13 protein-coding genes are annotated in these 14797 nt (G+C 42.7%); 12 read left to right on the plus strand and 1 reads right to left on the minus strand.

The features are described 5' to 3' along the window. Positions 1-405 precede the first annotated feature (405 nt). Positions 406-1077, plus strand: a complete 672-nt coding sequence (locus EKM76_RS10465; RefSeq protein WP_225417917.1) for an EAL domain-containing protein — start codon at positions 406-408, stop codon at positions 1075-1077. Between the two features lie 172 nt (positions 1078-1249). Next, positions 1250-1813 carry an elongation factor P gene (efp, locus tag EKM76_RS10470; protein ID WP_125550610.1) on the plus strand — a complete coding sequence of 188 codons (564 nt, stop codon included), beginning with the start codon at positions 1250-1252 and terminating at the stop codon, positions 1811-1813. 36 nt (positions 1814-1849) lie between these two features. Here the strand turns inward: efp and EKM76_RS10475 are convergent, their stop codons facing one another. Continuing rightward, entirely contained in the window at positions 1850-2365 is a 516-nt protein-coding gene (locus EKM76_RS10475) for a hypothetical protein (protein ID WP_125550611.1), read from the minus strand. A 308-nt stretch (positions 2366-2673) separates the two neighbouring features. Between EKM76_RS10475 and EKM76_RS10480 the strand changes: the two genes are divergently transcribed. The 10 genes from EKM76_RS10480 to pgsA all read left to right on the plus strand — a co-directional run bounded on the left by EKM76_RS10480 (position 2674) and on the right by pgsA (position 14616). Then, entirely contained in the window at positions 2674-3396 is a 723-nt protein-coding gene (locus tag EKM76_RS10480) for an SDR family oxidoreductase (RefSeq protein WP_125550612.1), read from the plus strand. 368 nt (positions 3397-3764) lie between these two features. Beyond that, a complete protein-coding gene (trmL, locus tag EKM76_RS10485) occupies positions 3765-4274 on the plus strand; it encodes a tRNA (uridine(34)/cytosine(34)/5-carboxymethylaminomethyluridine(34)-2'-O)-methyltransferase TrmL (protein ID WP_125550613.1) in 510 nt (169 codons plus the stop codon). 60 nt (positions 4275-4334) lie between these two features. Continuing rightward, positions 4335-6389, plus strand: a complete 2055-nt coding sequence (locus EKM76_RS10490; protein ID WP_125550614.1) for a DNA topoisomerase 3 — start codon at positions 4335-4337, stop codon at positions 6387-6389. Positions 6390-6539: 150 nt separating this feature from the next. After that, positions 6540-6968, plus strand: coding sequence for a DUF1149 family protein (locus EKM76_RS10495; protein WP_125550615.1), 429 nt, complete (start codon positions 6540-6542; stop codon positions 6966-6968). A 135-nt stretch (positions 6969-7103) separates the two neighbouring features. Next, positions 7104-9485: a DNA translocase FtsK gene (locus tag EKM76_RS10500; RefSeq protein ID WP_125550616.1), complete on the plus strand. Its 2382-nt coding sequence runs from the start codon at positions 7104-7106 to the stop codon at positions 9483-9485. An 86-nt stretch (positions 9486-9571) separates the two neighbouring features. Beyond that, the gene (yfmF, locus tag EKM76_RS10505; RefSeq protein WP_125550617.1) at positions 9572-10849 is read left to right on the plus strand and encodes an EF-P 5-aminopentanol modification-associated protein YfmF; all 1278 of its coding nucleotides are present in this window, start codon (positions 9572-9574) and stop codon (positions 10847-10849) included. Further along, positions 10849-12156 (plus strand): EF-P 5-aminopentanol modification-associated protein YfmH, encoded by a 1308-nt coding sequence (gene yfmH / locus EKM76_RS10510; protein WP_125550618.1) that lies wholly within the window; start codon positions 10849-10851, stop codon positions 12154-12156. The genes yfmF and yfmH overlap by 1 nt, the downstream gene beginning before the upstream one ends. Continuing rightward, positions 12153-12881, plus strand: a complete 729-nt coding sequence (gene ymfI, locus EKM76_RS10515; RefSeq protein WP_125550619.1) for an elongation factor P 5-aminopentanone reductase — start codon at positions 12153-12155, stop codon at positions 12879-12881. The genes yfmH and ymfI overlap by 4 nt, the downstream gene beginning before the upstream one ends. 119 nt (positions 12882-13000) lie before the next feature. Continuing rightward, entirely contained in the window at positions 13001-13918 is a 918-nt protein-coding gene (locus EKM76_RS10520) for a helix-turn-helix domain-containing protein (RefSeq protein WP_125550620.1), read from the plus strand. Between the two features lie 110 nt (positions 13919-14028). After that, positions 14029-14616 (plus strand): CDP-diacylglycerol--glycerol-3-phosphate 3-phosphatidyltransferase, encoded by a 588-nt coding sequence (gene pgsA, locus EKM76_RS10525; protein WP_125550621.1) that lies wholly within the window; start codon positions 14029-14031, stop codon positions 14614-14616. Positions 14617-14797: the final 181 nt, after the last annotated feature.

Below are 14797 nucleotides of genomic sequence, written 5' to 3' on the forward strand. Positions count from 1 at the left end.
GAGTTCATGGGTCTTCATATCCTTTCAAATGACGCTGTAGTGGGTGAAATTTGTGTATGGGGCCTGTGGGCTTTTTTTATTTTACACAAAAATCCTGTTAATAGATTACCACGTTGGTCAATCTATCAACAGGAAAAAGTATAGAGCCATTCTATGTTGAATGAGCACTTTTTTATATCTGAAAAGTTTCAGGTCTCAATGTTCTGTATTTTTTATCTCAAATAGTACAAAATATATGTAATTTATTGTTGTAGTCATTATTATAATAAAAGATAAAAAATTATTAATATAATTGATGTATAACCATAATGTGTCTGACAAAAATAAAAATGAACAACTTAAATTAGCTGTGTTGCGGGTTATACAACTTTCAGTGGATAAAAAGAGAACGAATGGGTGATCAATGTGGAGAATTTACAAGTTGCCAAGTATCGTTTGTTTTGCCAAGGTTGTTATGACAAACAACGTGATCTAGTGGTGGGTTATGAATTATTGTTGCGTGAGCAAGCGGTCGGTCAATGGCGTGTGCCAGCAGACTTTAGCATACTTACACCACAATTGTTTGCTGATTTAGTGACTGAAGCAATGCTACATTTACCAACTCAAACTAAAGTAATGGTCAATCTTGATCATGATCAGTTTATTGATCGGCCAATGTTGCAAGCTTTGATCGCGGTTCAACAGCGTTTTCCACAACATAAACTGATCGTTGAACTAACTGAGCGGGATAACGGTGTGCTGATTTCTGAAACAGACTTAGTCAATGCTGCACGTTATCTTACAAGCAATGGTTTGCAGCTAAGCTTAGATGATGTGGGGAGCGGCAAAAATCAATTGATCTATTTAAACCCGCTGTTGCCATTTGCTTTCGAATTGAAATTCGCGCTCCAAAACTTTGCCACTGTAGCTCAGCGTAGCGACGAGCAGCTTGTTTTTTGGCAACGCTTGGTCCTGGCTGAAGCCAAAGATTTTGTGTTAGAAGGTATTGAAACTAATGCAGATTTAACTCTGGCAGATAACTTAGCGGTAAACTTACGGCAAGGCTATTATTACGATCGCCCACACCAATTCTACTAAGCGGTGTAACATACTTAATATAGTAAATAAATTTTATTGATTTAAACGTTACTAAAAATAGTCACCAATTTGGTGGCTATTTTGTTAAAATTCGAAAATTAATTTGGTAATAAGGGCGGACGTGGTAAAATAAGAAACGAATAGATTTTATTATATGGAGGAGTGTACACACATGGTTGAAGCAATTAATTTAAAAGCCGGTATGACTTTTGAACAAAATGGTAAGTTGATCAAGGTTTTATCAGCTGATCATCATAAACCCGGTAAAGGTAACACAGTTATGCGCATGAAGTTGTATGATATTCGTTCAGGTTCAACAGTTGAAACAACAATGCGCCCAGAAGAAAAAGTTGAAAAAGCAGTTTTGGAAACTAAGGATGCGCAATATCTTTATACTCAAGATGATACTGCATTTTTCATGGATCTGGCTAGTTATGAACAATATGAATTACCAACTGACTCGATCAAACCAGAAATGAAGTATTTATTAGAAAATATGCAAGTTAAAATCGAATTCTTCCAAACTGAAGTGATCGGTTTAACCTTGCCAACAACAGTGGTATTAACGGTTGCTGAAACTCAACCATCGATCAAAGGTGCCACAGCAGCAAGCGGCGGCAAACCAGCAACAATGGAAACTGGCTTAGTTGTCACCGTGCCTGATTTTATCAGTGCTGGTGAAAAGCTAGAAATCAATACGCAAAAAGGAACTTACTTGAAGCGTGCAGGTAAGTAATAGATGAAGTCAGTCGGCAACAGTCGACTGACTTTTTTAATACAGCCAGAAACGGCTGAGGTTGTATATAGCAAAACTCAACAAAATAACGCCATTACTGACACCGACAAGCACACTTTTAGCGGGCATCCGGTGTAGCAAGGTATAGAGACTAATGCTAATCATTAACCCAGCTAGAATGTAGAGACTGGGGTCACGAAAAATAAATTCAAGCACAATGAAGTGGCTGCCGATAACTAAACTGATCCAAGGGGCAATGTTTGCCGATCGTTGACGTTTGTATAGAAGCAACGCGCCACCACCGGCTAAAATAAATTCAATGACAACGAAAATAAGATACCAGCGATAGTTGCTCTGAGTCATTAGCATCGTTGCACTGTGCCAATAGCGATAACTAAGATAACCGCAGTAGCCGGCTGTTAAGGCAGCAAGGACACTAATTATAGCTACCGGCAAGCGCCATTTTCCGGTTAGCGTTTCTTGTGCCCAGCCGAACCAGATGAAACTAAATAGGCTAAAAATAGCAGCAGACATTAAATAATCACGTAGCATAAACTTGCACCTCCTTAGGTCTAGCATAGCAAGTTAAGCGAATGCTGACGAATGATATGCAAGCGCTATCTAGATCGTGTTAAAATGAAAATAGGGTGGTTGATTTCCAGAAATTATTAGCGGCCGATCGGTGATGAAAAAGCGGGTCAGCACTTACAGGCTGTGAACGGCTAGCGGTGTCAGTAAATAGCTAAATTGAATTTTAAAAATCAACGTAACCAATATAGAAAAGCTTTCAAGGGCTTTTGATATCATGGTATTCTAAAGGTGTACTATTTTTTTGTTATCTAGAATGAAGGATGATGTCGATGCAGACTTTACAGAATAAACGAATTTTAGTGTTGGGCGGTACTTCCGGATTTGGCGAAGCGATAGCACGACAGGCATTGCAACAGGATGCTCAAGTGATGATCGTGGGTCGTGACCCAGAACACTTTCAGCAAGCGTTAGGCCGCTTAATGGCAGTTGGTCGTGTGGCTGGACAAATTTTTGACGTTCGCGATGAAACGGCATTAGCAACTTATTTGACCCAAGTTGGCCCTGTGGATCACATTGTTTCCATGGTTGGTGGTGCGTTGAGTGGTGGCTTTTTAGATACGCCACTAGAAAAGATCCGGGCCGCAGTCGAAACTAAGTTTTTCACTAATGTGATGATCGCCCAACAGGCAGCACCACATTTAGCAGCCAACGGTAGCTTGATTTTTACCGCTGGCGCTGGTGGTCATCCCCATGATGCCTCTGGTGCGATCGTCGGCAACCAAGCAATTCAAACGTTGGTCCAAGGCTTGGCTATAGAGCTGGCGCCACACCAACGTGCTAATGCAGTAGCGCCAACCTGGACGCCCACTGGTTTGTGGCGCGATCTGTCGGCTGATCAGTTACAGCAAAGCCAAGCACAAACTGAACAACAAATCCCGCTGCGACGAGTAGCCACAACAGATGAGGTTGCGAGCGCTTATTTATATTTGATGCAAAATACTTATATTACTGGGCAAGTATTGACCGTTGATGGCGGTTTTTCGTTGATTTAATGAGTTGAAAACAATAATCTGATCATATAGGAGGAATTAAAATGGCAAGTAAACATGAGCTAAGACATAAGCGGCTATTACTCGGGTTAAGTTTGGTTAATTTTAATTTAGCGTTATTTGATTATTTATTGACTAAACATCGGGTGCGTAAAGTAAAATAAATTCTAATGATCAGTTGCTGACAAGCAGCTGATTTTTTGTTGGGTTCAAGCACGAAAATCTTTTTTTACACGGTAGCTAAATTTTAAAGTGGCATTTTACTGATCGATTTAGCTTAAACAAATCTAAATTAGTCGATTAGTTTGAAAAATAGGTCATGCTATCGTTATAATAGAGGCTACGGAATCTAGAATAAGGAAGTAACGAAATTGACGAATCATATTGCACTTTATGAACCACTAATGCCAGCTAATACCGGCAACATTGCTCGGACTTGTGCGGCCACGGACACACATTTACATTTGATCGAACCACTGGGCTTTTCTACTGATGATAAGCACATGAAGCGTGCAGGACTTGATTATTGGGAACGCGTGGATATCACGTATCATGAAAGCTTAGATGCTTTTATCGAATCATTACCAGCTGATGCACGTCTATATTTGATCAGCAAGTTTTCCTCGAAAGCTTACACGGACATTGACTATACGGACACCGCTATCGATCATTATTTTTTGTTTGGCAAGGAAACGACCGGCTTACCGGAGCCCTTTATGCGTGCAAATCCAGAAAAAGCATTGCGGATCCCGATGACCGAAAACGTCCGCGCCTTAAACTTATCGAATTCAGCAGCCATTATTATTTATGAAGCTTTGCGTCAGCAAGCTTTTACTGGCTTGGAACGGGCCCATCGTTATGAACATGATAAATTGAAGTAAGCCGCTAATTTTGAGTTAGCGACAATTGTAGTCAGCAGTTAATTTTGAATAGAGGTTTAAATGAAGACATTAGTTATTGCGGAAAAACCGAGCGTTGCGGAATCATTGGCGCGGGTACTACAAGCAACACAAAAAAGCCGCCACTATTATAGTGGTGGTGATTATATTGTGACCTGGTCACTAGGTCATTTATTGACCCTGAAAATGCCGGAAGATTACAAGTCCGAATGGCAGGAGTGGTCATTAGATACATTGCCGTTATTGCCTGATAAAATGCAGATTAAGCCGCTGCCGAAAACACGGGCGCAACTAAAAGCAATTGGCGAGTTGGCGAAACGACAAGATATCGGTAGTGCAGTGATTGCCACTGATGCTGGACGTGAAGGTGAATTAGTTGCGCGCTGGATTTTAGATTATTTACACTTTGACAAGCCAGTTAAGCGTTTATGGATCTCGTCACAAACCGATAAGGCCGTTCGCGATGGTTTTGCCCATTTGCGCCCAAGCAAGGATTATGACGATCTGTATGCTGCAGCGCAAGCACGGGCAACCGCAGACTGGTTGGTCGGCTTAAATGTGACCCGCGCTTTGACGGTGAAATATAATGATAGTTTATCTGCTGGCCGGGTGCAGACGCCAACCTTAGGCTTAGTTGCGGCTCAAGCGGAGAAAATCAGCCATTTTGTGCCGGAGACTTATTATACGTTGAGTTTACAAACTAAGCACGGCGAAGCCCAACTCAACGGCAACCCACATTTAGCGCTAGCTGCCGCGCAGCAACAGCGGAAACAATTGCAGGCTGACAGTTATCAGATCATGACGGTCAAAGAAAAAAGTAAACACCAAAAAGCACCGTTACCTTATGATTTGACTGAGCTACAAAAAGACGCCAACCAACGCTATCAATTTTCTGCTAAGAAGACACTAAGCTTATTGCAGACTTTGTATGAGCGTTACAAGGTAGTCACCTATCCGCGAACGGATTCCAAGTATTTAACTAGCGATCTGCAGGCAACCATGACGGAACGCTTAGCGGCGGTCAGTCGATACGAGCCGTTAGCTAAACCATTAGCTGGAAAAAAAGCACCAGTGATACAAAAACAAGTCTTCAATGATGCTAAAGTTACCGATCATTATGGTTTGATTCCAACTGAGCAGATGCCACAACCAGAACTTTTCTCCAACGATGAAAAGAAAATTTACGATATGATCCTTGGTCGTTTTATTGGTTTGTTTTTACCGGATTATATTGAAACTCAATTTACGTATCAATTAAGTGGCGATTTTGTGTTGAAGCAGACCCAAGTGATCCAAGCTGGTTTTAAGCTGGATCTAGCAACGACCACCGTGATCCCGCTAAAATCTGGGACCCAACTTAAAGGCAATGTTGCGCTTAATAAGCAACTGACCCAAGCTCCGAAACCGTTAAGTGAAGCCAATTTGTTAGTACAGATGGAGAAAAAGGGTTTAGGTACGCCAGCGACGCGCGCCGAGATCATCGAAAAGTTAGTTAACTCCGGCTTGATGGAACGTGTGGGCACTCATTTAGCAGTGACGCCTAAAGGCCAACAGCTGCTTAAATTAGTCAATCCACGGCTGACCACGCCTGATTTAACTGCCAAGTGGGAACAGCAGTTGGAACAAATTGCGCAAGGTAAATTGCAAAAACGCGATTTCATTCAACAGATACGCCAGGCCACAACTGATTTGGTCAAGGAAGTTAAGCGTAGTTCTGCTGATTATAAAGACTTTAATTTGACGATGAAAGTTTGCCCAACTTGTGGGGCGAAGTTACGCGAAAAATCAACGCGTAATGGCGTCTTATTAGTGTGCAGCAACCAAAATTGTGACTATTATCGCCGCCGCGATCCGAAAGTAACGAATCATCGTTGCCCACAATGCCATAAAAAAATGGTTATGTTATCTGGTGAAAAGGGCGACTATTTCAAATGTACACACTGTAACATCACTGAAAAAGTGGGCGACGTTAAAAGTAAAAAGCGCATGAATAAAGGTGAAGAACGACGCTTATTACAAAAAGTCAATCAAGATGATGAGCCAGGTGAAAGTGCGCTGGCACAAGCGTTAAAAGCAGCAATGGGTAAGCAAGATTAGTTGGCAAACTATTATGAGTTAAAATTGTGTCGTATGGGTTTATCGTTTATGCTATTAATATAGCGCGAACTCGCTTGCCATAAAGAATACGGCAGATTGGTATCGCAAACTAAGCGTCTTTTAGGGCTGCTCTAGAAAGTAGGTAATTCTATGAAAACTAATCGTGAACCTGTAGTCGTTGAACAATTTCACTATGACCGAACGGCGCCAGAGACTGCGCCAAAAACCGATGTCCAAGTCAATATTAATGAAGTGACAGCGACTGGTGACGGGGCTAATGAGATGATGGCTAATGGTAAGATCTTTCAATTCACAGTTCCTTTTGAAGTTGTGTTGGAAGGTTTTGCGGTCAGCGGTCAGATGTCACAAATCATCCAAATATTGGATTTTGATGGCCAGGCGGATGATTTAACGGCGCAGGATATGCAGCGTTTATCGCGGCCACTGGTAGAATATATTGAAACGTTAACTTATCAAGTGACTGCGGTAGCCTTGGATCAAGGCGTCCAGCTAGATTTCCATCCCGAAGAAGCAGCGGACAGCGCATCATTTGAGAAAATCGAACCTGATACGAAATAGTGGGGAAGCTTTAGTTGATTAGAGGTTAATTAAATCAGCTAAGGCTTTTTGCTTTTTTATCAACTTGCGACCCAAGCAAACAAAAGTTTGTGTATAATGGATAGAGAAGTCTTTTCAAGAAAGTAGGTGTGTTAAGTGGCAACTAGAAGAAAGCCACGGCGAAAGCGCACGTCCACCACAAATAAACGGCGAAAAACAGCCGCTCAAAAAAGCTCACCTTATACAGTTAATATAATTGGTTTAATTTTTATTTTACTCAGTTTATTGGCGATTTTTAAATGGGGATTTATTGGTAATCAATTAGCTAATGTGTTCCGCGTTTTAGTCGGCGATACTTTTCCAGGTCTAGCCGCAGCGTTAGGTCTGTATGGTTTATTCCTATTGGTCGCCGGTCATGGTCCTACCTTAACTGGTAAACGAGTAGCAGGTGTTTTGTTAACTTACTTCAGTTTACTTTGTTTTTTGGATGCCGTGATATTTGCCCAGTTAGAATTGCACAGTCAATTTATGGCAGTGACTTGGCGGTTCTTAGTGGCAGATTTTCAGCGTGCCAGTGTGACCACCGTACTTGGCGGCGGTATGCTGGGCGCCTTAGGGTATAGTGTTAGCTACTTCTTAGTCGGGCAGTTTGGTACCTATTTACTGACTATACTTGGCGTGATCGGCGGCTTGTTGCTGCTGTTCAACATTCCTTTTGCGGTTGTGCGCGATGCTGCGTTACGGATCGTTCGTTTAGTTCAGTGGAGTGGTCAGCATTTGTGGGCCGGCAGCAAAGGTTTATGGCAAGCCGGTAAAGAATTAGGCCCACGCGTGCAAAGGTTGAAGCCACGGTCGACTAAGGCCAAGCCAAAAGTACAATCACCAGAAAATACGACGCCAGCCGATAAAGATCTACCGCAGTCGCTGGCGGGACATGAAGCCACGACCACGGCAGATGCACCAACGATCAATGTGGCGGCAACGCAAATGCAGTCGGCACAGGCCAAAGTGAATTTAGATCAACTGGCTACGGCACCTGCAAGTTCGGCTGTAGCAGGTAGTGAAGCACCGGCTTTGTTTGCTGAAACTGCAGCTGATCAAGATTATGAATTACCGAGTGCGGACCTATTACAAGCAATTCCGCCAACTGATCAAAGTGCTGAATATGCAACGATCAAGGAAAATACGCAAAAGTTGAAGCAAACTTTTGACAGTTTTGGCATTGATGTTGAAGTCAAAAATGTTAATTTAGGTCCAGCAGTTACCAAATATGAAATTAAGCCAGCAATCGGAGTCAAAGTTAGTAAAATCGTTAGCTTGACCGATGATTTGGCGTTAGCGTTAGCTGCTAAAGATGTGCGGATCGAAGCACCGATCCCGGGTAAATCATTGATTGGGATCGAAGTACCAAATAAAGCGGTGGCAACAGTTTCTTTCCGCGATGTTTTTGAAGCCCAACCACCACATCCGGGCAAGATTTTAGCGATTCCTGTTGGTCGTGATATTTCCGGCAATGTGATCATGGTCGATATTAGTAAAATGCCGCATTTATTGATCGCTGGGGCGACTGGTAGTGGTAAGTCGGTCATGATCAACGATATCATTACGGGGATTTTAATGAGCGCTAAACCACACGAAGTTAAATTAATGATGATCGATCCGAAAAAGGTTGAACTATCAGTTTATAACGGTGTGCCGCATTTATTAACGCCAGTGGTCTCTGATGCTAAAAAAGCCGCTCAGGCGCTGCATAAAGTGGTAGCCGAAATGGAGCGACGTTATGAGTTATTTGCCCAAAGTGGTAAACGTAATATTACTGAATATAATCAGGCGGTACAGCAACAAGATCAGGATGCCGATCAACCGTTACCGTCAATGCCGTATATTGTGGCAATTGTTGATGAATTAGCTGATTTAATGATGGTTTCATCTAACGAGGTCGAAGATGCGATCGTACGGTTGGCACAAATGGGTCGTGCCGCTGGGATCCATATGATTTTAGCGACGCAACGACCATCTGTTGACGTTATTACCGGCTTGATCAAGGCCAATGTACCTAGTCGGATGGCCTTTGCCGTTTCTTCGGGGATCGATTCGCGGACGATCATTGATAGCACCGGCGCCGAAAAATTATTAGGCCGCGGTGATATGCTGTATCTACCAATGGGCCAAAATAAGCCAACCCGGGTGCAAGGTGCCTATATTGCGGCGAAAGATGTCGAAGCCGTTGTTAGTTTTATTACTGCACAGCGAACCGCAGAATATGATGATCGATTGCTGCCCGATGATCCGCCGGCCGAGGACCCAGCTGCTCAAGCGGATGACGAGCTCTTTCCGGATGCAGTTAAGCTAGTTGCGCAGCTGCAAACTGCCAGTATTTCGATGCTACAGCGACGTTTTCGGATTGGTTATAATCGAGCAGCCCGAATCGTTGACGAAATGGAACAACGTGGTATTGTTGGTCCAGCGGAAGGCAGTAAGCCACGTAAAGTTTATGTGCAGAAACCTGCTGATGAACAAGATTCAAGCCAAGCATAAAATTTAATACGAATTTTAAAAATTAAGTATATTAATAGCGGACAGATCATTAGGCACGCTAACAATCATAATAGTGAGGTATATTTATGGTAACTAAAAAAACATTAGCGGATGGGGTCACATTAACGATCCTACCTTCGACACAATTTAAGACGACACGGATCGTACTAAATTTCATTGCGCCATTACAGGCAGAAACGATCACACAACGCTCATTGCTGGCTAGTTTGCTGGAAACCAACAGTCAAGATTACCCAACACAAGCGGATTTAGCGGCTAAATTATCGGCAATGTATGGTGCTAATTTTGGTATTTCAGTTAATAAGCGTGGTAACGCGCATATTTTTTCTGTTGTCATGACCTTGGTCAATGATAAATTTTTGCCTGGTGACACGCAGGTGTTAGCTGAAGGATTGACCTTCCTTAAGCAAATTTTATGGCGGCCGAATGCAACGACAGCCGGATTTGATGAAGCTACTTTTAAGCGCGAAAAAACAAATATGCAAGCCTACTTAGCGTCGGTTTATGATAACAAACAAGCTTACGCTAGCTTGCAGTTACAGTCACTTTATTTCAAAGATAGTTCGGCCCAGCGTGTGCCTAGTTTTGGCAATAACACGGATCTAAAGGCAATTACAGCAGCTAATTTATACGCCTACTATCAGCAAATGTTAGCGCAAGATCAGGTGGCGATCACGGTATTAGGTGATCTTGATCCCGAGCAAGTGGCTACTTTGTTGACTGACTTACCGCTGACACCACGGACTGCGGTCACACCAGAATTATTTTACCAACAACCATTAGTAGCAGAAACCGTGGTACAGACTGAAGTCCAACCAACTAATCAGGCCAAATTAAATTTAGCCTATCAAGTGCCGACCTATTATTATCAGCCGGATTACTACGCATTGCTGTTAGCTAATGGTATTTTTGGTGGCTCACCAATGTCATTGTTATTCACGAATGTACGCGAGCGTGCTAGCTTAGCCTATTATGCTTCTAGTTCCTACGATGCGTTTCGTGGTCTGATCACCGTACAAACGGGGATCGATGCGACTAATGTGGACCAGGTCAAGCAAATTATTGCGACCCAGTTAACGATACTACAAGCCGGCGAATTCAGCGATGAGCTACTGGCGCAGACTAAAGCCACACTGAAAAATCAATACATTACAAGTTTGGATAGCGCTGGTTACTTAACGACGCAAGACTTGGTGCAGCAACTTGTACCGCGATCAGCCATTGCGTTGGCTGATTTTATGGCGGCATTGGACGCGGTCACTAAGGAACAAATAATCGCTGCTGCACAAACCATTAAACTACAAGCAGTCTACTTTTTAAGCAGCGAAGGAGGGGATAAGTAATGGAAAAAACACATTATGCGACCCTAGATGAAACCTTGTACCAACAAACACTCGCTAATGGGCTGAAGGTGACTATGCTGCCTAAGGCTGGTTATCACAAAACATACGCGGTGATGACCACTAATTATGGCTCGATCGATAATTCTTTTGTGCCGAGTGGTGAAAGTGAGTTTACCGAAGTACCAGCTGGAATTGCCCACTTTTTAGAGCATAAGTTATTTGAAAAAAAGGCTGGCGATATTTTTGAAGTCTTTAGTCGTAATGGGGCCAGCGCTAATGCTTTTACTAGCTTTACGCGCACAAGCTACCTTTTTTCGGCGACAGATCACATTAAAACTAACTTATTAACATTGCTAGACTTCGTGCAGGAACCTTACTTTACCGAAGCTTCCGTCAATAAGGAAAAAGGTATCATCGGTCAAGAAATTGAAATGTACGAAGATGATCCTAACTGGCGTTTGTTCTTTGGCATTATTGAAAATCTATATCCAGAGCATCCATTACACGAGGACATCGCTGGAACCGTCGATTCGATCGCAAAAATTACGCCAGAACAATTGTACGCGGCCTACCGTACCTTTTATCAGCCCAGCAATATGAATTTATTTGTGGTTGGTAATATTGACCCACTGGCAACTTTAACTTGGATCGAAGCTAATCAAAATGGAAAAGATTTCCCAGCGGCAGAACCAATTCAGCGGCGTTTTCCTGAGGAAGCTAGTGATGGCAGTGATATCATTCCGTATCGAATGACTGAGCTACCAGTCAAGCGTGGTAAAAGTATTGTCGGCATCAAAGGCTTAGCTGAGGTCACGGCGGATCGCGCAGGCTTAAAATACCGGACAGAGCTTAATTTATTATTTGATATGTTGTTTGGTGATTCTTCTAGTAACTATTTACAGTTATACGATCAAGGTATCGTGGATGATAGTTTTGGTTACGAATTAGATGTGGCACGAACCTATCATTTTGCTACCTTAAGTGGTGATACTGAAAAGCCGCAGGAACTTTCTGATGCGATCATTGGATTATTGGAAAAAGCTAGTGAGAACCCAGACTTGAATGCCGGTCGGTTGGCGTTAGTTAAAAAAGACGCGCTAGGCCGCCTGTTGCAGTCGATGAATGCATTAGAGTATATTGCTAACACATATTCGGGCGATGATTTTGGTGATGCTAGTTTGTTTGATCTAGTTGATATTATCGACGAAATCACGTTAACTGATATTCAAACGACCCTGAAACAATTTGTGCGTAGTAAGGCTTTAAGCGTCTTTCATATTCAACCATTGGCGGCGGACGCGCAATGAGCCGCTCAGCCTTAATTATTGGTGCATCCGGTGATATCGGTCAGGCAGTGGCCCGGCAATTGGCGGCGGCTGGTTGGTCGCTGTATTTGCATTATTTTCAACACGCGCTGCCGGTGCAAAAGTTACAGGCTGATTTTATTCAGCAATATCCACGCCAAGATTTTTTCGCGTTAGCCTACGATTTAACCGACGAAACGCAACTGGATCAAATCAGCGATCAATTATTCCAAGTTGATGCTGTGATTTTTGCAGCGGGGACGACGACGTACGGATTATTTCAGGAAACAACGACAGTCCAATTGGAACGTTTGTGGGAAATGCACGTTAAGACACCAATGCTGCTTTGTCAGCGATTAAGTGCTAAACTAGCGCGTAGTGACTATGGTCGGATCGTCTTTGTTGGTTCAGTGTATGGCGGCAGCGGTAGCCCGCTGGAAGTAGCCTACAGTACGGTTAAAGGCGCTCAATCTGCTTTTGCTAACGCTTATGCCCGGGAAGTCGCTTCGCAAGGGATCACAGTTAATGTGGTTGCACCGGGAGCAGTGGATACGAAAATGAATCAATTGTTTGATGCAACGGCTAAAACTCAGTTACGTAGCGAGATTCCGCTTAGTCGCTTGGCGACTCCGGATGAAGTTGCCTACTGGATTCAGGCGTTATTAAAAAAAGATGCCGGCTATCTAACTGGTCAGACACTGTACGTAACGGGTGGTTGGCGTAAGTAAATGCTTAATAATTCATTAAATTAAATTATTGTAAAGGGAATCATAGTGAAAAGATTTATTTTTCTATGCTATACTAAAAATGAAATTCTCTGAAAAGGGCTATAGGTGGAAAAGAATCAATGAGTGAAATAGGACAAAAACTACGTGACGCGCGGATCGATAAGGGCTATACCTTGGATGATCTGCAGCAGATCACTAAAATTCAGAAGCGTTATTTAATTGCGATTGAGGAAGGTAACTTTGAGGCGTTGCCCGGCGATTTTTATGTGCGCGCCTTCGTCAAACAATATGCTGATACGGTCGGTTTAGATAGTGAGCAGTTACTAGATGAATTTAATGACACAATTCCGCAGCCACAGCCACAAGAACATATCGAACCCAATGAAGATAAAAATCAAGTCGATACACGGACACGAACTCGTAACCACGATACCGGCTTAGCCCGATTTAGTCGGTATCTACCAACGATTATTATTGTTGCCGTAGTCGTGATCATTGTTGGTGTCATTTATGCTTTTGCGATTGGTAATCGTGATCGCAACAAGAGTGTGATCCAAGAAAGTTCATCAATGACGGTTTCATCTGAATCTTCAAGTAAGACAGCCAGCAGCCAAAGCAGTAAATCATCATCTTCTGCAGCTAAAAAGGCCAGCTCAACTAAAGAGTCAGCAACAAAACCTAAAATGACAGTCACTTCTGATACAACGTCGGCAGCAGCATTTACCTACAGCAATGCACCGACCGCTAATACACTAGTCTTGCATGCTGATGATACTAAAACAGCATGGGTTGCCGTTACTGCTGGTGGGACTCAAGTTTGGCAAGGAACGCTGAAAAGCGCTGAACAGTCGATCACAATTCCAACCGGAACAACTTCGTTTACGATCCAGACCGGTAATGCAGAAAACACTAAGGCTAAAATGAACGGGAAAAACTTTAACCTTGATCCAAATAGTGTTGGCGGCTATGTAAAGACGATCACAGTGACTATGACTACAGCTGCAGCAGCTAGCAGCAGTAGTCAAACAAGTAATTAAGAATAATTGAGTAGCACAACAACTTATATTTCTAGAGGTGGCGGTTCTTGACCGCTAGCATAGAAGTCAAAGCGGTGTGCTACTTTTTATGCAGAGGAGATTTAATTTCAATGAATGTACCTAATCGATTGACGCTGATTCGTATCTTTATGATTCCATTATTTATGCTAGTTGTACTGATCCCGTGGAGTTGGGGTAGCGCAAATGTAGCAGGCACCGTCATTCCGTGGACCCAAATTATTGGCACGCTAATTTTTGCGGTGGCATCGATCACTGATTTGATCGATGGTAAAATTGCGCGCAGTCAGCATTTAGTGACTAACTTTGGTAAATTTGCGGATCCATTGGCAGATAAAATGTTAGTGATGACAGCTTTCATTATCTTGGTTGGCATGGGTAAAGCGCCGGCTTGGGTCATTGCAATCATTGTTTGTCGTGAACTAGCCGTTACTGGTTTACGCTTATTGTTGGCGGAAAGTGATGAACACGTTGTGATGGCAGCAGCAATGCCAGGGAAAATTAAAACAACAACACAAATGTTGGCGATTATTTTCTTATTCTTAAATAATGTATTTTTCAATAATATGCATTTCCCAATGGGGTTGACCTTGTTGTACATCTGTTTGTTCTTTACCATTTATTCTGGGGTCGATTACTTTGTGCATAGTCGCCATGTTTTCGCTGATTCATTTAAATAGAACTTTTACGCGTACAGTTGCTGTGCGTGTTTTTTTGGCTCTTTGTCAAATCCTGTTGATAGCTAATTTTAGACAGAATTGGAAGTTAAGCAACTTCCAATTCTGTTTTTTTATTTGGTTTCGTGCGCATCTGTTGTAACTTGATTCGAGAAACTAAATGATGATAGTTACGGAAGCCAAA

The sequence above is a fragment of the Loigolactobacillus zhaoyuanensis genome (genome assembly GCF_003946385.1).
Classification (GTDB): domain Bacteria; phylum Bacillota; class Bacilli; order Lactobacillales; family Lactobacillaceae; genus Loigolactobacillus; species Loigolactobacillus zhaoyuanensis.

Bases quoted from the DNA above. Each gene is read 5' to 3' on its own strand.
- efp (WP_125550610.1), top strand. From the start codon at position 1,250: ATGGTTGAAGCAATTAATTTAAAAGCCGGTATGACTTTTGAACAAAAT.
- EKM76_RS10475 (WP_125550611.1), bottom strand. From the start codon at position 2,365: ATGCTACGTGATTATTTAATGTCTGCTGCTATTTTTAGCCTATTTAGT.
- EKM76_RS10480 (WP_125550612.1), top strand. From the start codon at position 2,674: ATGCAGACTTTACAGAATAAACGAATTTTAGTGTTGGGCGGTACTTCC.
- EKM76_RS10490 (WP_125550614.1), top strand. From the start codon at position 4,335: ATGAAGACATTAGTTATTGCGGAAAAACCGAGCGTTGCGGAATCATTG.
- EKM76_RS10495 (WP_125550615.1), top strand. From the start codon at position 6,540: ATGAAAACTAATCGTGAACCTGTAGTCGTTGAACAATTTCACTATGAC.
- yfmF (WP_125550617.1), top strand. From the start codon at position 9,572: ATGGTAACTAAAAAAACATTAGCGGATGGGGTCACATTAACGATCCTA.
- yfmH (WP_125550618.1), top strand. From the start codon at position 10,849: ATGGAAAAAACACATTATGCGACCCTAGATGAAACCTTGTACCAACAA.
- ymfI (WP_125550619.1), top strand. From the start codon at position 12,153: ATGAGCCGCTCAGCCTTAATTATTGGTGCATCCGGTGATATCGGTCAG.
- EKM76_RS10520 (WP_125550620.1), top strand. From the start codon at position 13,001: ATGAGTGAAATAGGACAAAAACTACGTGACGCGCGGATCGATAAGGGC.
- pgsA (WP_125550621.1), top strand. From the start codon at position 14,029: ATGAATGTACCTAATCGATTGACGCTGATTCGTATCTTTATGATTCCA.